Genomic DNA, 20,254 nt, shown 5'->3' on the forward strand with positions numbered 1-20,254 from the left:
ACGCCTCCGACATGCCTTCTACTTCGCCGCGACGATGCGCTGATCGGTGTTCGAGTAGGTGATCCGATCCGCGATGCTGCCTACGAGGCCCATGCTGACGTTCAGCAGCCCCGGCTCGACGTCGGTGAGCGGCGGTGGCGTGTCGGTGCCGAGCGTCAGCGGGGCGCCGCCCATCGACGAAGCGGTCACCGACCCGATGTAGACGGTGACATCGCCCTGCAGGGACATGGTGTCGGCCGTCGTGACCAGGCCCGGTCCGTTCGGCGGCCGCACGGTGAGGGAGAAGCCCTCGATCGTGATGGAGTCGGCGGTGATCTTCAGCGCGCGGACGCTGCCTCCGCCGACCGTCGGCACGCTGACGATCGATATCCCCTTCAGCCCCGTGAACGAGAGGAAGCTCGACCCCATCGACGCGGGCGTGCCCGTGAACACCGGCGCGCCCTCGTCGATCGGCGCAGGCACGGGCTCGGACGGCTCCGGTGTCGCTGACGGATCGACGGGGGCCACCGGACCGACGGAGGGTGTCGGAACCGTGGGCGTCTCCGGGGCGGTGGGCGGCGCCGGATCCGTCGGGGACGGCGCCGAGGGTGTCGGGCTCGGCGAGGGCGACGGGCAGTAGATCAGCGGGATGCAGAAGCCGGCGTCGCGGTACTGCGGCGCCGCCGCGGCGCCGAGGATCGACGGCATCACGACCAGGGACGCCACCAGCAGAGCGGCGAGGCTCGGGCGGCGGGAGGTCACGACGTCGTCACCTCGTCCGCTCCGTCCGGCGCCGCCGCGGATGTCGCCTTCGGTCCCATCCAGGCCACGACGAGGATTCCGCCGACCGTCGAGAGCAGCATGCCGATCAGGAAACCGCCGAGGTTCACCCCGATCAGCGAATAGATCGCGACGGCGAGGGCGATGACGCCGTAGAAGATGTGATGCGTCGGCATCGCGATGGCGAGGATGCCGAGCAGCAGCAGGAGCACCGGGATGATCGTGGCCTGCATGCCCTCGATGCCCATCTGCACGTGCAGGTGCCCGATGTCCAGCTGCCCGGAGAAGAACATCTCCACGCCGCCGAGCGCGACGAGCACCCCGCCGATGAAGGGGCGCCGCCTGCGCCAGGATCGGAATCCTCCGGGCTCGGCAGGAACCATTGCGGCTTCCTCATCGATCACGGCATCCGCTCCGTTCAGAAGCATCCCTGCGAACCGTCCGTGAGCTCGAGCGTCATCCCGGTCAGAGTGAACACGGACGCCTGGGTGCTCCATGCCGTCTGCTGCAGGTTCTTGATCGAGACCGTGTCGGAGTCCTGGGCGAAGTCGCCGGCGCTGCCCTTGGCCTCGGTGTTGACCGTGGAGGCGTCGACGCCGATCCTGATCTTGCCGAAGGAGGCATCGCCCTTGAGTCCGGTCATGCCGATCTGCAGATCGCTCGCGGTCGCCGGGTTGCCGCCGCCCCCCGCTTTGATGAGCACTCCGACCGTGCCGAGGGGCGTCTCCGTGATGACGGACTGGCAGAGATCGCTCAGCGTCGCGCTCTTGATGTTCGCGATCGCGACCGTGTGCTCGACGCCCTCGGAGTCCGTGGCCACTCCCGCGTACTGCGAGAAGCCGGTGCCTTCGAGCTGGCTGGCGCCGATCTGGAACTGGCTTCCCGATACGGCGAACGACACGGGAACGGCGCCCTGCGCCACTCCCCCGAGCAGGGATGCCGCGACGATGCCGACGGGGACGGCGACGAGCGTGATCCGGCCGGCGTGAGATGCCGTGGCTTTCGACAGCGCCTGAGAGAGCTTCGGGAACTTCATCGATCCTCCTCCTTCGCACGGACGACGGCGTCCACGCGATATCTCGATACTAAGCACAATTGACCAGGAGTCAATACCATTCTGGCTAGGCTTCTCGCATGTCCTCCGAGCAGCGATCTCGCCTCAGCCCCGATCAGCGCCGCGCGCAGCTCATCGCCATCGGAGTGGGCTTTCTCGCCGAGCACCCGCTGGAGGAGCTGACGATCGAGGAGCTCGCCGCCCGCGCGGGAGTGTCCAAGGCACTGATCTTCCACTACTTCGACAGCAGGCAGGGCGTGGAACGCGCGATCGTGACCACCGCGCGCGACAGCCTCCTCCTTGCCAGCGAGCCCCGCCCTGACCTGCCGCCGCGCGAGCGCATCCACGACACGCTCCTGCGCATCGCCGGATTCGTCCGCGAGCACAGCGGGACGTTCTCCTCGCTCGTCCGGGGCGTCGCCAGCGGCGACTCCGCCGTGCGCGCGATCGTCGACGAGTCGCGCGAGCTGAACGCCCTGCGCCTCCTCGAGGCCTTCACCGAACTCGGCATACCCGACTCCGCGGCGCTCCGGGTGGCGCTGCGCGCGTGGGTGTCGTTCACCGAGGAGACCCTGCTCGAGCTCATCGTCGATCGCCGCGCCGATGACGACGCGGTCGTCGAGTTCCTGGAGCAGACACTGGACGGCGTCGTGGACGCCGCAGGGAGAGCCCGCTTCTAGACGCCGACTTCGCCGCGCAGCACAGCGAGCGCGTGCCGGAAGTCCGCGGGGTACGGCGACTCGAACTGCACCCACTCCCCCGTCGCGGGATGGGCGAACCCCAGCTGGTGGGCGTGCAGCCACTGGCGGGTGAGTCCCAGCCGCGCGGAGAGAGTCGGATCGGCGCCGTAGAGCGGGTCGCCCACGCACGGATGCCGCAGAGCGGCCATGTGCACGCGGATCTGGTGCGTGCGCCCCGTCTCGAGATGGATCTCGAGCAGAGAGGCGCCGGGGAACGCCTCGAGGGTCTCGTAGTGGGTCACCGACGACTTGCCGTCCGGCGTGACGGCGAACTTCCACGAATGGTTCGGATGCCGTCCGATCGGGGCGTCGATCGTCCCGACCAGCGGGTCGGGGTGCCCCTGCACGACCGCGTGGTAGATCTTCTCGACCGTACGCTCCTTGAAGGCCCGCTTCAGGGCGGTGTACGCGGACTCCGTCTTCGCGACGACCATGAGGCCGCTGGTGCCGACGTCGAGCCGATGGACGACGCCCTGACGCTCGGGGGCGCCCGTCGTCGCCACGCGGAAGCCGGCCGCGGCCAGTGCGCCGACGACGGTCGGTCCCTCCCAGCCCAGAGAAGGGTGCGCCGCGACGCCGGTGGGCTTGTCGACGACGACGATGTCATCGTCGTCGTACACGATGCCGAGCTCAGGAACGGCGATCGGCACGATCCGCGGCTCCTCCTTCGGCTGCCACTCGACGTCCAGCCAGCCGCCAGCGCGAAGGCGATCGGACTTGTCGAGAAGCGCGCCGTCGAGCCGCACACCGCCCGCGGCCGCGACGTCGGCGGCGAAGGTTCGGGAGAACCCGAGCATCTTCGCGAGAGCCGCATCGACGCGTACGCCGTCGAGCCCGTCCGGGACCGGGAGGGACCGCGATTCCACGGTCAGCGGCTCTCGGAGGGCGCGTCGTCGCCGGGTTCTCCGTCGACGCGATCCTGGCCCTCTGCACGACGCTCGGCGATCGCGACCGCCTCGGCCTCCTCGTCGGTCTCGACGACGACGTGATCCCGCTCACGCGTGCCGTCGAAGCGCAGTCCGAACACGACCAGCAGGGCGACGGAGATCATGCCGGTGACGATGAAGATGTCCGCGACGTTGAAGATCGCCGGGAGCATCCACGGCATGGAGATCATGTCGACGACGTGCCCGACGCCGAAGCCGGGCTCGCGGAACAGGCGATCGGTGAGGTTTCCGAGCACGCCGCCGAGCAGCGCGCCGAGCACGACGGCCCACAGGCGCGAACGCAGGCCGAAGGCCTTCCAGACGATCACGCCCGCGACCACGGTGAGCGCGATCGTGAAGATCCACGTGACCTCGGAGCCGAGCGAGAACGCGGCGCCGGAGTTGCGGATGTAGAAGAGCTGCAGGAAGTCACCCAGGACCGGTACGGCCTCCTCTTTGGGGAGGTTCTCGATGGTGAGGTGCTTCACAAACTGATCGGCGGCCAGCACGACCGCTGCGAGAATCGCAACGATCGCACCGGCCGCCGACCGACGAAGGGGACGGCGTCCTGACAAGAGGGCGCCTTACAGACCGATCGCGGAGACCGGCGTGGAGTCCGTCGACGCCGACTTCTCGTCGAGGTCGCGGAGCTGACCCTCGATGTAGCCGCGCAGCTGCGAACGGTAATCGCGCTCGAAGTTGCGGAGCTCGGTGATGCGGGCCTCGAGCGTGTTGCGCTCGCGCTCGAGACGAGCGGTCTCTTCGCGCTGCTTCGCCTCAGCCTCGGTGCGGATGCGGTTGACCTCGTTCTCGGCGTCGGCGATGAGCTGGTTGCGCTTCGCCTCACCCTCGGCGACGTGCTCGTCGTGCAGACGCTGCGCGAGCTCGATGATGCCGGCGGTAGCCGTGGCGGAGCCGGACGGAGCGGGCTCTGCGGCGACCGGAGCGGGCACCTCTGCGACGGGAGCGGGGGCGGGAGCCTCGGCGACAGGCGCGGCCTCTGCGGGCGCTGCGCCGGACTCGTAAGCGGCGAGCTTCGCCTTCAGCTCGGTGTTCTCCTCGATGGCCTTGCGCCACTCGATGACGATCTCGTCGAGGAAGTCGTCCACCTCGTCCGGGTCGAAGCCGTCCTTGAAGCGGACGTGCTGGAACTGCTTGGTGACGACGTCATCCGGGGTGAGTGCCATGGTGGCTCCTTCGATGATTTCGGTTGCCAGTTGTGAATGGCGCGGTCGTGATGTGGCGCGAACCCGGGGCGCGCACCTGGGAGCCAAGCATAGTCCTCGCTCCTGTCAGCCGCGACGCCGCAACACCAGGGCGCGACGAAAGTCGGGAATCTCTCAGATGAAGATCCGCACGATGTTCATGAGGATCAGCACGACGAGGATCGTCAGCGAGAAGCCGAAGTCCAAGGAGATCGAGCCGATGCGCAGCGGAGGGATGAACCGCCGGAAGAACCGGATCGGCGGGTCCGTCAGCGTGTAGGCGAACTCGGCGGCGACGAGGCCGGCGCCCTTGGGACGCCATTCCCTGTTGAACATCGGGATGTAGTCGAGAATCAGGCGCGCGAAGAGAACCAGAAGGTACAGCAGCAACGCCAGGTGGACGATGCTGGCGACGACGGAGACCAGCTCCACGGGCTACGACTGATCGAAGCCCGCAGACTCGGCGTCTGCGTGCGCGATTCCCCCGTGACCGGAGATCGCGATGTTCTCCGGAGACAGCAGGAACACCTTCGAGGTGACCCGCTCGATACGGCCGTAGAGGCCGAGCGAGAGCCCGCTGGCGAAGTCGATGAGACGCCGCGCGTCGGCGTCGCTCATCTGCGAGAGGTTGATGATGACCGGCACACCCTCGCGGAAGCTCTCAGCGATGAGCTGAGCGTCGCGGTACTGCTTCGGGTGCACGGTGAGGATCTCGTTCACTGCCCCTCCTGCGGGCTGACGCACGGCGACCGGGCGGCGCAGCGGCGTGATGGGAGCCGGGGTCGGCTCTTCGCTCGCGCGCTCGCGCTCCCGGTGGGAGCGGGCCGGTGCCTGCGTCTCTTCTTCGTAGACCTCTTCCTCGTCGGCGAGGCCGAGATACACCATGGTCTTCTTCAGCGGGTTACCCATTGTGTCCTCCGGTTCGAACGATTCGGGTTGGTCTTGTGACAGGTTAACCCCGGTCTGGCCGGGGTCCGGTGATTGCGGAGCCGATCCGCAGGTGTGTCGCGCCCGCCTGTATCGCCTCGACGAAGTCGCCGGTCATGCCGGCGGAGATCCAGGTGGCGGATGGGTCGAGTGCGCGGATGCCGTCGGCGACGCCGCGCAGACGTGCGAAGGCGGATGCCGGTTCCTCGTCGAGCGGTGCGACCGCCATGACCCCGCGCAGACGAAGGGAGGGGAGGGTCATCACGTGCTCGGCAAGAGCGGCAGCGGCGTCGGGAGCGACGCCTCCGCGTCCGACGTCGTCGGTGAGGTTCACCTGCACCAGGACATCGAGCACAGTGTCGTCCTCGGCCGCTCGGTGCAGCGCATCCGCCAGCCGATCGCGATCAATGGAGTGCACGACCTGAGCACTGCGCCGGATCGCCGACGCCTTGTTGGTCTGCGCCTGCCCGATGAAGTGCCAGCGCAGGTCGTCAAGCTCGGACAGCTCCACGCTCTTCGCGCTGAGCTCCTGCTGCCGGTTCTCCCCCACCTCGCGAACGCCGAGGCCGTGGAGTTCGCGAACGAGGGATGCCGGGTGGAACTTCGTGACGACGATGCGGGTGATCTCGTCCGCGTCCCTTCCGGCCAGGCGCGCGGCGTCGGCGATCTGCTCGTCGATCGCCGACAGCCGCGCTCCCAGGTCGGTCACTTCAGGAATTCGGGGATGTCGATGTCGTCGTCGACGATGGCGGGCTCGATGCTCGTCGTGGTGAAGCGCTGCACCGGCTCGGCGTCGACCTTCTCGGACGATGCGCTCTCGGGCTCCTCGGTGAGGGCGACCTCCGGCAGCGTCGTCGTCGCCGGGCGGGACACGACCATCGGGTCGAGGCGCAGCGACGGCTCTCCGCCGTCGAAGCCCGCCGCGATCACGGTCACGCGCACCTCGTCGCCGAGGGTGTCGTCGATGACCGTTCCGAAGATGATGTTCGCCTCGGGGTGAGCGGCTTCCTTGACGAGGTCGGCCGCGTCGTGGATCTCGAAGATGCCGAGGTTCGAACCGCCCTGGATCGAGAGGAGCACACCGTGCGCGCCCTCGATCGACGCTTCGAGCAGCGGCGACTCGACCGCGAGCTCGGCGGCCTTGATCGCACGATCGGCGCCGCGGGCGGAGCCGATGCCCATGAGCGCGGAGCCCGCGCCCTGCATGACCGACTTCACGTCGGCGAAGTCGAGGTTGATCAGACCGGGAGTCGTGATGAGGTCCGTGATGCCCTGCACACCGGCGAGGAGCACCTGGTCTGCCGTCGCGAAGGCCTCGATCATCGAGATGCCGCGGTCGCTGATCTCCAGCAGTCGGTCGTTCGGGACGACGATGAGGGTGTCGACCTCTTCCTTGAGCTTCGCGACGCCGGCCTCGGCCTGGCTCTGCCGACGACGCCCCTCGAAGGAGAACGGCTTGGTCACGACACCGATGGTCAGTGCGCCGATCGACTTGGCGATGCGCGCGACGACGGGTGCGCCGCCGGTGCCGGTTCCGCCGCCCTCGCCCGCGGTGACGAAGACCATGTCGGCGCCGGTGAGCGCCTGCTCGATCTCCTCGGCGTGGTCCTCCGCCGCACGTCGACCCACCTCGGGGTCGGCGCCGGCGCCGAGGCCGCGCGTGAGCTCGCGGCCCACGTCGAGCTTGACGTCGGCGTCGCTCATGAGCAGCGCCTGGGCGTCGGTGTTGACTGCGATGAACTCGACACCGCGCAGGCCGAGATCGATCATGCGATTCACGGCGTTGACGCCGCCACCGCCGACGCCGACGACCTTGATCACGGCGAGGTAGTTCTGGTTCTGGCTCATGGCCGGCCTCCGAAGTATTCGAGCCTGGATTTCTGACGAATACCGAGGGTTGAACCTTAAACCTCAACTAGAGGTGTAAAGTATTTCCCGGTATTGGTTTCTCTTGTTCGAAGGTAAGCGCCGCATACGCGCGCGCCCGCAGCGACACGGGCGTGTCGTCTGTTTGGCGTGCCGATTCGCCGATCACGCGACCGCGGCGCGGTCAGCCGATGACGGCGACGTGCGGCGAGGTGACGTCGATCGATGCGGCGCCGGGGTTCGCGGCCATCGCGGCTGCGAGTGTCAGGCCCTTCAGCGCCGACTCGTCGGAGCTCCCCCAGATGACCGTGAGCCCGCTGTTCAGCGTGAGGGTCACGTCGTCCGCCGTGCTCGCACGAACCCCCGTCAGTGCAGCCCGGACGTCGGCGGGGAGGGACCGGATGACGAGCCCCGTGCTCTCGAACGCGCGGGAGTCGATGCCGCCGTCGATGTCGAGCAGCGGCTGCCCCGGGGGCTGATCCGTCGTCGTCGCGAGGGCGACCCCTGCCGCATCGACGAGGGTGTACCCGGCGTCGGAGCGGATGACGCCGATCGGCGTGCGCTCGACGATCCGGACCGTCAGATCGTTCGGCGGCTTCGCCTCGAGCGCATACGTCTCGATGAGGGGGAACGCGAGGAGAGCGGCCTTGACCTCGCTCGTGCTGACCAGCGCCAGCGGCGTGCCGATCTGGTCCGCGAGCGCGGCCTCGACGGCAGCCGGGTCCAGCGTCGTCGCGCCGACGACCGTGATGCGCTGGACCGCGAACAGGGGGCTGTACGCCGCAGCGACGCTGCCGCCGATGAGCAGCAGCACGGCGCCGATCACGCTGAGCCAGATGATCCTGCGGCGCCGGGAGCGCTGGGTGAAGCGGCGGATCTCGGCGCGGAGCGCCTTGCGACGAGCGCGAGCAGCGCGCCAGACGTCGCGCGCCGATGTCGGCTGCAGCTCGGGCTCCTGCCCCGATCTCGCCTCGTCGATGTCGTTCAGGTCTTCGGATACGGCATCCGCCTCTGCACGCCCCCGGATGCGGGAGACCGGCCGCAGCGGAGTCTCCTTCTCGTCCGGGTTCTCCCGCGCGGCCGGGAGCGGAGCGGGGCGACGCATCGGCTCAGTCCTCTGACGACGCGCGCAGAGACTCGAGGACCTGCGGGATGATCTGGTACACGTTGCCGCATCCGAGCGTGACCACGAAGTCGCCGTCGCGTGCGACGCTCGCCGTGTAGTCGGCCGCCTGCTGCCAGTCGGCGACGTAGTGCACGTTGCCCTGATCCTGGAAGGCGTCGCTGACGAGCTCGCCCGTCACGCCGGGCACCGGGTCTTCGCGCGCGCCGTACACGTCGAGCATGACGGTGTGGTCGGCGTAGTGCTCGAGGACCTCGGCGAACTCGCGGAACATGTGCTGCGTGCGCGAGTACGTGTGCGGCTGCTGGATCGCGATGACACGTCCGCCGTCGGCGATGGAACGCATCGCCTCGAGCGCTGCGCGCACCTCGGTCGGGTGGTGCGAGTAATCGTCGTAGACGGACACGCCCCGTTCGACGCCGTGCTTCTCGAGGCGGCGAACCGTGCCGGCGAAGCCCTCGACGGCACGGGCGGACTCCTCGAGGCCGTAGCCGAGTGCGCCCAGCACCGCGATGGCGCCCGCGGCGTTGATCGCATTGTGCAGCCCCGGGACCGCGAGCTGCAGCCGGACGCTGTCGTCACCGCGCGTGATCGTCGCGGCGACCGGCCCCGCGGCGACGACGTCGGAGACGCGCACGTCGGCGTCGTCGGCCTGCCCGAACGTGATGACGTTGCGGTGCGAGAGTCCCGCACCCACGCGCAGAGCGCCCGCGTCGTCGCTGGAGATCACGACGGCCTCGGACGCGGCATCGGCGAACCGCACGAAGGCGTCGTGAAAGGCCTCGTCGGAGCCGTAGTGGTCGAGGTGATCGGGGTCGACGTTCGTGATGAGAGCCACCGCGGTGTCGTACAGCAGGAAGGTGCCGTCGGACTCGTCGGCCTCGATGACGAAGAGGTCGTCCGCTCCGGTGGCGCTGGAGAGGCCGAGCTGCTCGATCACGCCGCCGTTGACGAAGTTGGGGTCGGCGCCCAGTGCCTGCAGCGCCGTCACGATCATGCCGGTCGAGGTGGTCTTGCCGTGGGCTCCCGCGACCGAGACCAGTCGACGCGAGCCGATGAGCCAGTGCAGGGCCTGCGAACGGTGGATGACGTGCAGCCCGCGCTCCTTGGCGAGGAGGAACTCCGGGTTCTCCGGCCAGATCGCTCCGGTGTGCACCACGGTGTCGGCGTCGCCCAGGTGGGCGGCGTCGTGTCCGACGTGCACGGTGGCCCCTGCCGCGGCGAGGGCGCGCAGGTTGTCGCTGTCCGCACGGTCGGAACCGGAGACGCGGATGCCGGCGTCGAGGAACATCCGGGCGAGGCCGCTCATACCGGAACCGCCGATGCCGATGAAATGCGCGGAGGTGATGTTCTCGGGGATCGGGAGGGAGAGGTCGGGTCTGATCATGTCCGTCTCAGTTTAGTTCGAGGCGTCGAGCGCGCGGTCGATGAGGGCGATGACGTTGTCAGTGCCGCTGCGGGTTCCGACGCGCTCGGCGGCCGCGGCCATGCGCGCGATCCGCCCGGAGTCGCCGAGGAGCGGCACGACGATGCGGCGCACAGCGTCGGCGTCGAAGGTCGGGTCGTCCAGCAGCTCAGCGGCGCCTGCGGCCACAGCGGAGGCGGCGTTGAGGCGCTGCTCCCCGTTGCCCACCGAGTACGGCACATAGAGCGCGGGGATGCCGAGGGCGCTCACCTCGCTCACGGTCGCGGCTCCGGAGCGGGAGACGATCAGATCGGCCAGGGCGAACGCGAGGTCCATCCGGTCGACGTAGCGCCGCAGCGCGTATCCGGGCACTCCGGGGTCCGCCAGGTCGCTGCGCTCCCCCGTGACGTGCAGCAGCTGCCACCCGGACGCGAGGATGTCGCCCCACGAGCCCGCCAGCGCCTCGTTGAGACGCTGCGCCCCGAGCGATCCGCCGAAGACGAGGAGCACGGGGCGGGATTCGTCGAGGCCGAAGTACTCGGCGGCCTCGGCGCGGCGAGCGGCGCGATCGAGCTCGATGACCTCGCGGCGCAGCGGCATGCCCACCACTTCGCTCCCCCGCAGCGGGGTGCCGTCGAAGGCGACTCCCGTCGCGGCGGCACGGCGTGCGCCGAGCACGTTCGCGAGTCCGGGCTTCGCGTTGGCCTCGTGCACGACGAAGGGAACGCCTTCTCGGCGCGCCGCCACGTAGGCCGGAGCCGAGGCGTAGCCGCCGAAGCCCACCACGACGTCGACGCTGTGCGTCCGGATGTGCTCCCGCACCTGTGCGATCGCACGGCGGAAGCGTCCGGGGAACGCGAGGGCCTGCCCGTTCGGGCGACGTGGGAACGGCACCTTGGCGACGATCAGCAGCTCATAGCCGCGGGCGGGGACGAGACGGGCCTCGAGGCCTTCGGCCGTGCCCAGCACCAGGACGGATGCGTCGGCGTCCCGCTCGCGCAGCCCATCGGCGACGGCGAGCAGGGGATTGACGTGGCCGGCGGTGCCCCCGCCGGCGAGAAGGTACGTGGTCACCGTGTGACTTTACCCCGCTCGGCTGCGGGGATCGTGCGTGCGAAGGCCAGCAGCACGCCGCACGCGATGAGCACGGCGAGCAGCGCCGTACCGCCCTGCGACATGAAGGGCAGCGGCACGCCCATGACCGGGAAGAGCCCGATCACGACGCCGATGTTGAAGATCGCCTGGCCGACGATCCACACCGTGATTCCGCCGGCGGCGACCCGTATGAACGGATCCTGCGTCTTGCGGATGATGTGGAACACGCCGACAGCGAAGGTGGCGAACAGGGCGAGCACCACGAGGCATCCGATGAGCCCGAGCTCCTCGCCGACGATCGCGAAGATGAAGTCGTTTCCGGCGGCGGGCAGCCAGCCGTACTTCTCCTGGGAGTTGCCGAGTCCGACGCCGAAGATCCCCCCGGATGCCATTCCCCACATGCCGTGGATCGACTGGTAGCAGTCGCCGGTGTAGTTGTTCATGTCGGAGCAGACCGCGGTGATGCGGCGCATCCGGTCGGTGCTGGTCACCGCGAGGAGGACCACCGAGAGCACGCCGAGCAGCACCGGGATGATGAACAGCCGCAGCTTCACCCCGGAGAAGAACAGACAGCCGAGGAGGATGAGCACGAGCACCATCGCCGTGCCGAGGTCTTTGCCTGCGAGGACCGTGCCGATCGCCAGCGCCCCGACCGGAACGACCGGGATGAACACCTGATGCCAGGTGCCGAGCATGGTCCGCTTGCGCAGCAGCACGTAGGCGATCCAGAGAGCGAGAGCGAGCTTGAGGAACTCCGAGGGCTGGAGGGTGAAACCTCCGACGAGAATCCAGTTCCTGTTGCCGCCGTCGGCCTTGCCGAGTGGGGTGAAGACCAACAACTGAAGTGCGATGGCGCCGAACAGGGCGGGCCACGCCATCTTCTTGATGAAGTCGATCGGGAACCGTGAGATGACGAACATCAGCGGGATGCCGAGCACTGCGAAGATGCCCTGGCGGAGCGCGCCGTCCATGGGGTTCTCGCCCTTGGATACGGCGACGGCGCTCGTCGCCGACAGCACCATCACCAGGCCGAAGATCGTGAGCAGCAGAGCCGTCGACGCGATCATCATGAACTCGGTCGACACCGGGGTGAACCGGCGACCGAGCGAGACCCTGGCGGCGAGACCGCGCGACTCGGAGCGCGCGGGATCAGAGCGAGGTGTGCGAGCCACCTGCGTCATCGGTGCTCCCCCGGTCGATCCATTCCCGCACCGCTTCGGCGAAGCGGTGGCCGCGATCCGCGTAGTTGGAGAACTGATCGAAGGATGCCGCGGCGGGGGCCAGCAGTACGGTGCCCTCGTCGACGATCCCCGCAGCGATCTCCACGACGCGGTTCATGACCTGTCCAGTCTCGCCAGCATCCACCTCGAACACCGGCACTGTCGGCGCGTGTCGCCGGAATGCCGCGACGACGGCCTCGCGCTCGACGCCGATCACCACGGCCGCACGGGCGGTGCCGCCCACGTCGGCGACCAGCTCAGCGATGTCGACGCCCTTGAGATCGCCGCCGACCACCCAGACCGCGCCGGGGTAGGCGCGCAGGGACGACGCCGCGGCGTGCGGGTTCGTGGCCTTGGAGTCGTCGACCCACGTGATGCCCGCGTGCCGCGCGATCACCTGGATGCGGTGGGCGTCCAGACGGAACTTCTGCAGCGCGGAGTGGATCGCCTCGGGCTCCACGCCGAGGGACCGAGCGAGCGCGCTCGCGGCGAGGATGTTCTGCACGATGTGCGGCGCGGCGAGGCCGACATCGTCGAGATCTCGCAGGGTCGTGAGCTCGAGGGCGCTGCGCGCGCGATCGTCGAGGAAGGCCCTGTCGACGAGCAGTCCCTCCACGACGCCGAGGTCGCTGGGGCCGGGGGTGCCGAGGTCGAAGCCGATCGCTCGTGCCCCCTCGATCACATCGGCGTCCTCGACCATCCGCCTCGTCGCCTCATCCGCCTTGTTGTAGACGCACGCGACCCTAGTGTTGCGGTACACGTAGGACTTCGCCTCGCGATAGGCGTCGGCGCTGCCGTGCCAGACGAGATGGTCGTCGGCGAGGTTCAGGCACACCGATGCGTACGGGTACAGCTCGCCCTCCGCGCTCGACTGGCCGATGTACCAGAGCTGGTGGCTGGAGAGCTCCACGACGAGCACGTCGAACCCGGCGGGGTCGCGCACGGCGTCGAGCACGGGCACTCCGATGTTGCCGCACGGCGCGGCTCGCAGCCCGCCTTCGACGAGGAGGGATGCCGTGAGCTGCGTCGTCGTGGTCTTGCCGTTCGTGCCCGTGATCAGGACCCACTCTGCCGGAGTGCCATCGACACGGGTCACCTTGTCGCGCACGCGCCAGGCGAGTTCGATGTCGCCCCAGATGGCGATCCCCGACTCCTGCGCCCAGCGGATCACCGGATGCGACGGAGAGAACCCCGGCGAGGCGATCACGACGTCGGCGTCGAAGCTCTCGAGCGCCTCGGGCACCTCGGAGAGGGAGCCCAGCTCGAGGCGCGCGCCGATCACCGGGAGCAGTCGCGCGTACTCCTCCTCGGCGGACTCGCTGAGGACGAGGACATCGGCGCCCAGCTCGGCGAGGGTGTCGGCGACGGAGAAGCCCGTCATCGACAGTCCGAGCACGGCGACCCGCAGACCGGACCAGTCGGAGTGCCAGCTCGTCAGGGTCGAGAGGCGTTCAGCTGACACGCGTCAGCCACTCCACGTAGAACAGGCCCACCGCCGTCACCGCGAGGAGTCCGGCGATGATCCACATCCGCACGACGATCGTGACCTCGGACCAGCCGCGCATCTCGAGATGGTGGTGGAAGGGGCTCATGAGGAAGAGCCTCTTGCCACGCGTGATCTTGAAGTAGGTGCGCTGCAGGATGACCGAGCCGGAGGAGAGCACGAAGACGCCGGCGATCACGAACAGGAGCAGCTCGGTGCGGGTGAGGATCGCCATCGCGGTGATCACGCCGCCGATCGCCATCGAGCCGACGTCGCCCATGAACACCTTGGCCTTGGGGGCGTTCCACCACAGGAAGCCGATGAGGCCGGCGGCGAACGCGGCGGCGACGATCGCGAGATCCAGCGGATCGCGCACCTCGTAGCAGCCTCCGAGGGCGGCCTTCTCGATCGACTCGCCGACGCAGGACTGCTGGAACTGTCGGAAGGAGATGAGGCCGTAGGCGCCGACGACGATGATGCCGGCGCCGGCCGCGAGGCCGTCGAGCCCGTCGGTGAGGTTCACGCTGTTCGACGTGGCGACGCCGATCACCGAGATCCAGACGAGGTAGAGCGCCCAGCCGATGACAGCGGCGAACGCGAAGAAGTTGAGCCACGGGATGTCGCGGAACAGCGAGACGGCCCCGGACGCCGGAGTCTGCCCAGCGTGGTTCGGGAAGTTGAGCGCGACGATGCCGAAGGGCACGATGACGAGCAGCTGGCCGATCACCTTGCGCCAGCCCGACAGGCCGAGGCTGCGCTGACTGCGGACCTTCATGTAGTCGTCGATGAACCCCACGACGCCGAAGCCGACCATGAGCCAGATCACCAGGATCGACGAGAGCGCGGGGACCCGCCCGCCGGCGAAGACACCGGCGAAGTAGCCGACCATGGTGCCGACGATGAAGATCACGCCGCCCATCGTCGGGGTGCCGCGCTTGGCCTCGTGGCTGGGGTTCTCGACCGCCTCGGGGGTGCGGATGACCTGCCCCCATCCCCACTTCCGGAAGAGTCTCAGGAAGACGGGGGTCAGGAACAGGGTGAAGGCGAGCGAGATCGCCGCCGCGATGATGAGAGACCTCACGAGAACAATTCTCCCAGACGATCGCCGAGATGCCTGAGGCCTACGGAGTTTGATGACTTCACGAGGACCCTGTCCCCGTCGCGCAGCTCGGTGCGCAGATACTCGAATGCCGCATCCTGATCCGGCAGATGCACGGCCTCGCTGTCCCATGACCCCTCGCCGACGGCGGAGAGATACAGCCGACGCGCCTCGGGTCCGACCACGACGATGCGCTGGATGTTGAGTCGCACCGCGAGCAGGCCGATGCGGTCGTGCTCCTCGCCCGCGGTCTCGCCGAGCTCGCTCATCGCGCCGAGGACCGCGACCGTGCGCTCCCCCGGTCCGGTGATCTGCGCGAGGGTCCTCAGGGCGGCCGCCATCGAGTCGGGGCTCGCGTTGTAGGCGTCGTTGATGATGCGGATGCTGTCGTTGCCCATCGGCTGCATGCGCCAGCGCTCGGCGATGTCGAGCGTCTCCAGGCGGGCGATCGCATCGGCGGCCGGGATGCCGAGTGCTCCGGCTGCCGCGATCGCGGCGAGGGCGTTGCTGATGTGATGGGCTCCGAGCACGCGCAGGTGCAGCGGCATCCGCTGTCCGTCCGCCTCGATGATGCAGGAGGTTCCGGATGCCGACACGACGAGGTCGTGGGCCCGCACGTCTGCCGCAGCGGTCTGGCCGAAGCCGATGACGCTCATGCCTCGGGACTCGGCGAGCTCGCGCATCGCTGCGACGCGCGGGTCGTCGAGGTTGAGCACGGCGACCCCGTTCGGCGTCGCCGCGGCGACCAGCTCCGATTTGGCCTTGGCGGTCTCCTCGATGCCTCCGAAGCCGCCCGCATGCGCCATGCCGACCATGAGGACGACGGCGACGTCGGGCTCGACGAGTCCCGCGAGACGCGCGATGCTGCCGGGAGCGGCGGCCCCGAACTCGCTGACCAGGTACCGGGTGCTCTCCGTGACGCGCAGCATCGTCACCGGCGCTCCGACCTCGTTGTTGTACGAGTTGATCGGGGCGACCGTCTCGCCCTCGTCCGAGACGATGCGCGCGAGGAAGTTCTTCGTCGTGGTCTTGCCGTTGGATCCGGTGATGCCGACGATCTTGAGATCTCCCCGCGCGCGCACGCGCGAGACGACCTCACGGGCGAGATCGGCGAGGGCTGCGACGGCGTCGGCCACGACGATCTGCGAGACCGGCTCGTCCACGGGATGCTCGACGATGGCGAGGCGGGCGCCCGCGGTCACAGCCGCGCCGACGAAGCGGTGGCCGTCGGTCTCGGCGCCGGGCTTGGCGACGAAGATCGACCCCGCGGACATCGTGCGGGAGTCGGTGTCGACGACACCGTCCAGGACGGTCTCCGCCGTATCGGTTCCGATGAGGCGCAGCTCACCGCCGAGGATGGCGGCGATCTCAGCGAGCGACAGGGCGATCATGACATCTCCAGGCGCGGCATGGGGGTGCCGGCTATTCGAACTTGGGAAGAAGGGCGTCCATGGGGACGGTCGAGGGCATCACGCGGTAGGTCTTCATCACCTGCGTCATCGCCTTCTGGAAGGCGGATGCCGTCGCAGCGGACGATGTAACTCTAGTCGGCTGGTCGAGAGTGACGATCACGACGTACTGCGGATCGTCGACCGGCGCGAAGCCCACCATGCTGGTGTAGTAGACGCCCGACTTGTAGCCGCCGTTGCCGTCGGGGATCTGCGCGGTACCGGTCTTGCTGGTCACCCGGTAGCCGGGAACCTTGATCCGCTCGGCGTTGCCACCCTGCACCGCGACGTTCTCCAGCATGCGCGTGAGCTCCGCAGCCGTCTCCGGCTTGATGATCTGCTCCTTCTTCGGTGCAGCCGCCTCGTGCACGGTGCCGGCGGCGTCGGTGCACGACTCGATGAGCGAGAGGTCGATCTTCTCTCCGCCGTTCGCGATGGCCTGGTATGCGCCGGCGATCTGCGGAGCGGTGACGGTGAAGTGCTGGCCGAAGGTCGTGGTGTACAGCGACTGGTTGTCCCATTCGCTGGTGGGGTGCAGTTCGCCGCCGGACTCGGCCGGGAATCCGACGGTCGGTGTGCCGACGCCGAAGCGCTGCAGGTAGTCGTAGCGCACGTCGGGGCTGACCATGGTGCCGAACTTCGACAGCGCGACGTTCGAGGAGTCGATCAGAGCCCCTGCGAGCGTGTAGTTGTAGGTCGGGTGCACGAAGGCGTCGTTGATGACGGCTCCGTTCTCGAACTTCTCCTTCGAGGAGGCGGTGACGGTGGGGCTGGTCGGCGTCACGCCGGCGTTCTCCATGATCGCCGCAGCCGTGACCGCCTTGAACGTCGAACCGGGCTCGAAGGGGTAGGTGAAGAGCTTGCTGCCCCAGGTGCTCGGCGCGGACGCATCGAGGTCGTTGGGGTCCATCGTTGGCCACTCGGCGGCGACGCGGATCTTGCCGGTCTTGACGTCGACGACGGTGACGGTGCCGCCCTGTGCTCCCTGAGCCTGGGCCTCTTCCGCGATCATCTGCGTCATGTACCACTGCAGATCGCTGTTGATCGTGAGCTGCACTGTGCCGCCGTTCACCGCATCCACCGTGCGCTCGCTGCCGGGGATCACGACGCCGTCCATGCCCTTGCGGTAGCTCTTCTCACCATTGCTGGGAGCGAGGCACTGTCCCTCCATCTTCTCGACGCCGGCCTGAGCCGTGCCGGAGCCGTCGAGGTAGCCGAGCAGGTTGCCCGCGACAGCGCCGTTCGGATACACCCGCTTCTCGCGCTTCTCGAAGTGGAGGTACGGCAACTTGAGTGCGCGCAGCTGCGTGTGCTGTTCGGCGTTCATGCTCTTGGCGAGCTGGTACCACTGCGTGTCGGGGTTCTCCGCCTGAGCGGCGGCGACGCCTGCGCGCAGCTCGTCGGCGTTCAGGCCCATGATCTCGGCGATCTTCGTGGAGGCCTCGGCCCACGGGAGCTTCGGCGGGTTCTTCTCGTTGTCCTCCACCGTCTTCATCGCCTTCGGGTCCATGACGTAGTCGTAGACCGTGACGCTCTCGGCGAGCACCGTGCCGTCGGCGTCCACGATGTCCCCGCGCTGCCCGGGGATGGAGTCTCCCTCGCCGAGATACTTCAGCGACTGGTTGACGTGCTCGTCGGCGCTCACGACCTGGATGTCGACCAGGCGCACGATGAACACGCAGAGGATCGACAGGATGACGGCGAGTGCGACGACGGTGCGTCGCCGGGGACTCCGGGTGGCTCGTGTCGTCATGGACTCTCTCCGTCAGATGGTGGTCGTGGGTGTCAGTGGGTCGTGGGGCTGGGAAGGCCGTCGGTGATCGCCGGCGGCAGCTGCTCTGTGGGCGTCGTCGCGTCCTCGGTCACGGGGCCGTCGGTCGCGTCGTTCGTCGGCGCCTGCAACAGGGAGTTGCTCACCGCTCCCGCTCCGTTCGGATCGACCGTCGAGGCCCATCCCGCGCCGGTGCCCGCACCGATCACGGCGCCGTCGCTGAGCCGCAGGTACGAAGGAGCGCCCGCCACGACCATGCCGAGAGCGGAGGCGCCCGTCGCCAGCGCCTGCGGGGAGCTCACTCCGGTGAGCTCCTCCTGCAGCGCCTGCGTGCGCAGGTTCAGATCCCCCTGCTGCGACGACAGGGAGGCCAGCGTGAAGGAGTCCTGGGTGATCGCGAGCGAGAGCCCGATCTGCGCGGCGCCGATCGCCATCGCTCCCCCGAGCGCGACGAGCGCGTAGGCGAGTTTCGGCTTGCGTCGAGCCCGCGGCGCGGTGACCGGCTCGAGACGCGCACGGGGCGCCCGAGACGGCGCCTCGGGGGCGACCTTGGGCGTGCGGACGACGGCGTTCAGACTCATGCGCTCTCCCGCACCTTCTCGGCTGCGCGCAGCCGTACCGGGATCGCACGCGGATTGCGCGCGCGCTCCTCGTCGTCGGCGAGCTCTGCTCCCCGCGTGATGATGCGGAACTTCGGTGCGTGCTCGGGAAGCTCGACCGGCAGCCCCTTCGGAGCGGTGGATGCCGCGCCCGCCGCGAACGCCTGCTTGACCAGGCGGTCTTCGAGGGACTGATAGGACATGACCACGATCCGCCCGCCGACCGCGAGCGCGTCCATCGCGGAAGGGATGGCGTCGGCGAGCACGTTGAGCTCGGCGTTCACCTCGATCCGCAGCGCCTGGAACACCCGCTTTGCGGGGTGCCCCGCGCGCTGAGCGGCCGCCGGTGTCGCGGCGATGAGGATCTCGACCAGCTCTCCCGATCGGGCGATCGGCTGCTTCTGCCGCGCATCGATGATGAAGCGCGCGTAGCGGCCGGCCAGTTTCTCCTCGCCGTATCGCTCGAAGATGCGACGGAGGTTTCCCTCGTTGTAGGTCGCGATGACCTCGGCGGCGGTGATGCCCTTCGTCTGATCCATGCGCATGTCCAGCGGCGCATCCTTCGAGTACGCGAAGCCGCGCTCGGCCTCGTCGAGTTGCAGGGAGGAGACGCCGAGGTCGAACAGGATGCCCGCGGCGCCCTGCGCGTGCAGGCCGATCTCGTCGTAGACCGTGTGCACGAGGGTGATGCGGTCCTTGAATCGGGCGAGCCGCTCCCCCGCGATGCGGAGGGCGTCGGTGTCGCGGTCGAGACCCACGAGGCGGATGTTCGGGAACCGCTCGAGCAGAGCCTCGGAGTGCCCGCCCATCCCGAGGGTGGCGTCGACGAGCACCGCTCCGTCCGCCTGGAGGGCGGGAGCGAGCAGCTCGATGCAGCGCTCGAGCAGGACGGGGGTGTGTATGTCTCGGAGGTTCATGATCTTTCTCGGGGTGACCTTCGGCTCTGATCCCCCTCCGCTGCTCGACCCGGCACCGGGGAAGTGTGTCGGGGCGGGAGCGGCGGGGCATCACAGCCGTGGTCAGAAGAGTCCCGGAATCACCTCCTGCTCCAGCTCGGAGTAGGTCTCCTCGCCGGCGGCGAGGTAGGTGTTCCAGCTCTCGGCGTCCCAGATCTCGGCGTGTGCGCCGACACCGGTGACGATGAGCTCCTTCTGAAGCCCGGCGTACTGACGCAGGTGAGCAGGGATGGTGATGCGGTTCTGGCTGTCGGGCATCTCCGCACTTGCACCGGAGAGGAACAGGCGCATGAAGTCGCGCGCCTGCTTGTTGGCGAGCGGCGCCTGACGGATCCGCTCGTGCATGGACTCGAACTCGGCCGTGCTGAAGACGTAGAGGCAGCGCTCCTGACCACGGGTGACGACGATGCCGCCGCCCAGGTCCTCGCGGAACTTCGCGGGCAGGATGACCCGCCCTTTGTCGTCCAGCTTCGGTGAGTGCGTACCCAGCAGCATCGGCCATCACCCCCTCTCCGTCCGGCCAACTCGAGGTGCGCCCCACTTTACTCCACTTCCCTCCACTTTCCTACGACAATTCG

22 protein-coding genes are annotated in these 20,254 nt (G+C 68.6%); 1 reads left to right on the forward strand and 21 read right to left on the reverse strand.

Annotated features, from left to right (window positions below; all coding sequences use genetic code 11):
• Positions 1 to 18 precede the first annotated feature (18 nt).
• From CQ047_RS14590 to CQ047_RS14600, 3 genes are read right to left on the reverse strand one after another with little or no spacing between them, the layout of a single operon-like run.
• Positions 19 to 741 (reverse strand): hypothetical protein, encoded by a 723-nt coding sequence (locus CQ047_RS14590; RefSeq protein WP_105676450.1) that lies wholly within the window; start codon positions 739 to 741, stop codon positions 19 to 21.
• Positions 738 to 1,187 carry a DUF6114 domain-containing protein gene (locus CQ047_RS14595; protein WP_219844629.1) on the reverse strand — a complete coding sequence of 150 codons (450 nt, stop codon included), beginning with the start codon at positions 1,185 to 1,187 and terminating at the stop codon, positions 738 to 740. Before CQ047_RS14595 ends, CQ047_RS14590 begins: the two co-directional genes overlap by 4 nt.
• Complete coding sequence (locus tag CQ047_RS14600; RefSeq protein ID WP_105676452.1) at positions 1,178 to 1,795, reverse strand: DUF6230 family protein; 618 nt, start codon at positions 1,793 to 1,795, stop codon at positions 1,178 to 1,180. Before CQ047_RS14600 ends, CQ047_RS14595 begins: the two co-directional genes overlap by 10 nt.
• 98 nt (positions 1,796 to 1,893) lie before the next feature.
• Between CQ047_RS14600 and CQ047_RS14605 the strand changes: the two genes are divergently transcribed.
• Positions 1,894 to 2,493, forward strand: coding sequence for a TetR/AcrR family transcriptional regulator (locus tag CQ047_RS14605; protein WP_105676453.1), 600 nt, complete (start codon positions 1,894 to 1,896; stop codon positions 2,491 to 2,493).
• Here the strand turns inward: CQ047_RS14605 and CQ047_RS14610 are convergent.
• The 18 genes from CQ047_RS14610 to mraZ all read right to left on the reverse strand — a co-directional run bounded on the left by CQ047_RS14610 (position 2,490) and on the right by mraZ (position 20,171).
• A complete protein-coding gene (locus CQ047_RS14610) occupies positions 2,490 to 3,419 on the reverse strand; it encodes an RluA family pseudouridine synthase (protein ID WP_105676455.1) in 930 nt (309 codons plus the stop codon). The genes CQ047_RS14605 and CQ047_RS14610 overlap by 4 nt on opposite strands.
• Positions 3,420 to 3,421: 2 nt before the next feature.
• Entirely contained in the window at positions 3,422 to 3,967 is a 546-nt protein-coding gene (locus CQ047_RS14615) for a signal peptidase II (protein WP_374197873.1), read from the reverse strand.
• A gap of 96 nt (positions 3,968 to 4,063) precedes the next feature.
• Positions 4,064 to 4,666, reverse strand: coding sequence for a DivIVA domain-containing protein (locus CQ047_RS14620; protein WP_105676458.1), 603 nt, complete (start codon positions 4,664 to 4,666; stop codon positions 4,064 to 4,066).
• A gap of 153 nt (positions 4,667 to 4,819) precedes the next feature.
• The gene (locus tag CQ047_RS14625; RefSeq protein WP_105676459.1) at positions 4,820 to 5,116 is read right to left on the reverse strand and encodes a YggT family protein; all 297 of its coding nucleotides are present in this window, start codon (positions 5,114 to 5,116) and stop codon (positions 4,820 to 4,822) included.
• A gap of 3 nt (positions 5,117 to 5,119) precedes the next feature.
• Positions 5,120 to 5,593: a cell division protein SepF gene (locus CQ047_RS14630; RefSeq protein WP_105676460.1), complete on the reverse strand. Its 474-nt coding sequence runs from the start codon at positions 5,591 to 5,593 to the stop codon at positions 5,120 to 5,122.
• 43 nt (positions 5,594 to 5,636) lie between these two features.
• On the reverse strand, positions 5,637 to 6,320 hold the full coding sequence (locus tag CQ047_RS14635; RefSeq protein WP_105676462.1) for a YggS family pyridoxal phosphate-dependent enzyme: 684 nt from the start codon (positions 6,318 to 6,320) through the stop codon (positions 5,637 to 5,639).
• Positions 6,317 to 7,459, reverse strand: a complete 1,143-nt coding sequence (gene ftsZ, locus CQ047_RS14640) for a cell division protein FtsZ (protein WP_105676463.1) — start codon at positions 7,457 to 7,459, stop codon at positions 6,317 to 6,319. Before ftsZ ends, CQ047_RS14635 begins: the two co-directional genes overlap by 4 nt.
• Before the next feature lie 202 nt (positions 7,460 to 7,661).
• Positions 7,662 to 8,582, reverse strand: a complete 921-nt coding sequence (locus CQ047_RS14645; RefSeq protein WP_105676464.1) for an FtsQ-type POTRA domain-containing protein — start codon at positions 8,580 to 8,582, stop codon at positions 7,662 to 7,664.
• 4 nt (positions 8,583 to 8,586) lie between these two features.
• A complete protein-coding gene (gene murC, locus CQ047_RS14650) occupies positions 8,587 to 9,987 on the reverse strand; it encodes a UDP-N-acetylmuramate--L-alanine ligase (RefSeq protein ID WP_105676465.1) in 1,401 nt (466 codons plus the stop codon).
• A gap of 12 nt (positions 9,988 to 9,999) precedes the next feature.
• A complete protein-coding gene (locus CQ047_RS14655) occupies positions 10,000 to 11,079 on the reverse strand; it encodes a glycosyltransferase (RefSeq protein WP_105676467.1) in 1,080 nt (359 codons plus the stop codon).
• On the reverse strand, positions 11,076 to 12,281 hold the full coding sequence (gene ftsW, locus CQ047_RS14660) for a putative lipid II flippase FtsW (RefSeq protein ID WP_105676468.1): 1,206 nt from the start codon (positions 12,279 to 12,281) through the stop codon (positions 11,076 to 11,078). The genes CQ047_RS14655 and ftsW overlap by 4 nt, the downstream gene beginning before the upstream one ends.
• Positions 12,250 to 13,782 carry a UDP-N-acetylmuramoyl-L-alanine--D-glutamate ligase gene (gene murD, locus CQ047_RS14665; protein WP_105676469.1) on the reverse strand — a complete coding sequence of 511 codons (1,533 nt, stop codon included), beginning with the start codon at positions 13,780 to 13,782 and terminating at the stop codon, positions 12,250 to 12,252. Before murD ends, ftsW begins: the two co-directional genes overlap by 32 nt.
• Positions 13,772 to 14,884, reverse strand: a complete 1,113-nt coding sequence (gene mraY / locus CQ047_RS14670) for a phospho-N-acetylmuramoyl-pentapeptide-transferase (protein WP_105676471.1) — start codon at positions 14,882 to 14,884, stop codon at positions 13,772 to 13,774. The genes murD and mraY overlap by 11 nt, the downstream gene beginning before the upstream one ends.
• Positions 14,881 to 16,293 carry a UDP-N-acetylmuramoyl-tripeptide--D-alanyl-D-alanine ligase gene (gene murF, locus CQ047_RS14675; protein WP_105676472.1) on the reverse strand — a complete coding sequence of 471 codons (1,413 nt, stop codon included), beginning with the start codon at positions 16,291 to 16,293 and terminating at the stop codon, positions 14,881 to 14,883. Before murF ends, mraY begins: the two co-directional genes overlap by 4 nt.
• Before the next feature lie 31 nt (positions 16,294 to 16,324).
• Entirely contained in the window at positions 16,325 to 18,103 is a 1,779-nt protein-coding gene (locus CQ047_RS14680) for a penicillin-binding protein 2 (RefSeq protein WP_105676473.1), read from the reverse strand.
• A 32-nt stretch (positions 18,104 to 18,135) separates the two neighbouring features.
• Positions 18,136 to 18,702, reverse strand: a complete 567-nt coding sequence (locus tag CQ047_RS14685; protein WP_105676475.1) for a hypothetical protein — start codon at positions 18,700 to 18,702, stop codon at positions 18,136 to 18,138.
• A complete protein-coding gene (gene rsmH / locus CQ047_RS14690; RefSeq protein WP_105676476.1) occupies positions 18,699 to 19,637 on the reverse strand; it encodes a 16S rRNA (cytosine(1402)-N(4))-methyltransferase RsmH in 939 nt (312 codons plus the stop codon). The genes CQ047_RS14685 and rsmH overlap by 4 nt, the downstream gene beginning before the upstream one ends.
• A 102-nt stretch (positions 19,638 to 19,739) precedes the next feature.
• Positions 19,740 to 20,171, reverse strand: coding sequence for a division/cell wall cluster transcriptional repressor MraZ (gene mraZ, locus CQ047_RS14695; protein ID WP_105676477.1), 432 nt, complete (start codon positions 20,169 to 20,171; stop codon positions 19,740 to 19,742).
• Positions 20,172 to 20,254 lie beyond the last annotated feature (83 nt).

The sequence above is a fragment of the Microbacterium sp. MYb72 genome, from assembly GCF_002979415.1.
GTDB classification, from domain to species: Bacteria; Actinomycetota; Actinomycetes; order Actinomycetales; family Microbacteriaceae; genus Microbacterium; species Microbacterium natoriense.

Bases quoted from the DNA above. Each gene is read 5' to 3' on its own strand.
- CQ047_RS14595 (WP_219844629.1), bottom strand. From the start codon at position 1,187: ATGCTTCTGAACGGAGCGGATGCCGTGATCGATGAGGAAGCCGCAATG.
- CQ047_RS14600 (WP_105676452.1), bottom strand. From the start codon at position 1,795: ATGAAGTTCCCGAAGCTCTCTCAGGCGCTGTCGAAAGCCACGGCATCT.
- CQ047_RS14605 (WP_105676453.1), top strand. From the start codon at position 1,894: ATGTCCTCCGAGCAGCGATCTCGCCTCAGCCCCGATCAGCGCCGCGCG.
- CQ047_RS14620 (WP_105676458.1), bottom strand. From the start codon at position 4,666: ATGGCACTCACCCCGGATGACGTCGTCACCAAGCAGTTCCAGCACGTC.
- CQ047_RS14630 (WP_105676460.1), bottom strand. From the start codon at position 5,593: ATGGGTAACCCGCTGAAGAAGACCATGGTGTATCTCGGCCTCGCCGAC.
- ftsZ (WP_105676463.1), bottom strand. From the start codon at position 7,459: ATGAGCCAGAACCAGAACTACCTCGCCGTGATCAAGGTCGTCGGCGTC.
- CQ047_RS14645 (WP_105676464.1), bottom strand. From the start codon at position 8,582: ATGCGTCGCCCCGCTCCGCTCCCGGCCGCGCGGGAGAACCCGGACGAG.
- murC (WP_105676465.1), bottom strand. From the start codon at position 9,987: ATGATCAGACCCGACCTCTCCCTCCCGATCCCCGAGAACATCACCTCC.
- ftsW (WP_105676468.1), bottom strand. From the start codon at position 12,281: ATGACGCAGGTGGCTCGCACACCTCGCTCTGATCCCGCGCGCTCCGAG.
- murF (WP_105676472.1), bottom strand. From the start codon at position 16,293: ATGATCGCCCTGTCGCTCGCTGAGATCGCCGCCATCCTCGGCGGTGAG.
- CQ047_RS14680 (WP_105676473.1), bottom strand. From the start codon at position 18,103: ATGACGACACGAGCCACCCGGAGTCCCCGGCGACGCACCGTCGTCGCA.
- CQ047_RS14685 (WP_105676475.1), bottom strand. From the start codon at position 18,702: ATGAGTCTGAACGCCGTCGTCCGCACGCCCAAGGTCGCCCCCGAGGCG.
- rsmH (WP_105676476.1), bottom strand. From the start codon at position 19,637: ATGAACCTCCGAGACATACACACCCCCGTCCTGCTCGAGCGCTGCATC.
- mraZ (WP_105676477.1), bottom strand. From the start codon at position 20,171: ATGCTGCTGGGTACGCACTCACCGAAGCTGGACGACAAAGGGCGGGTC.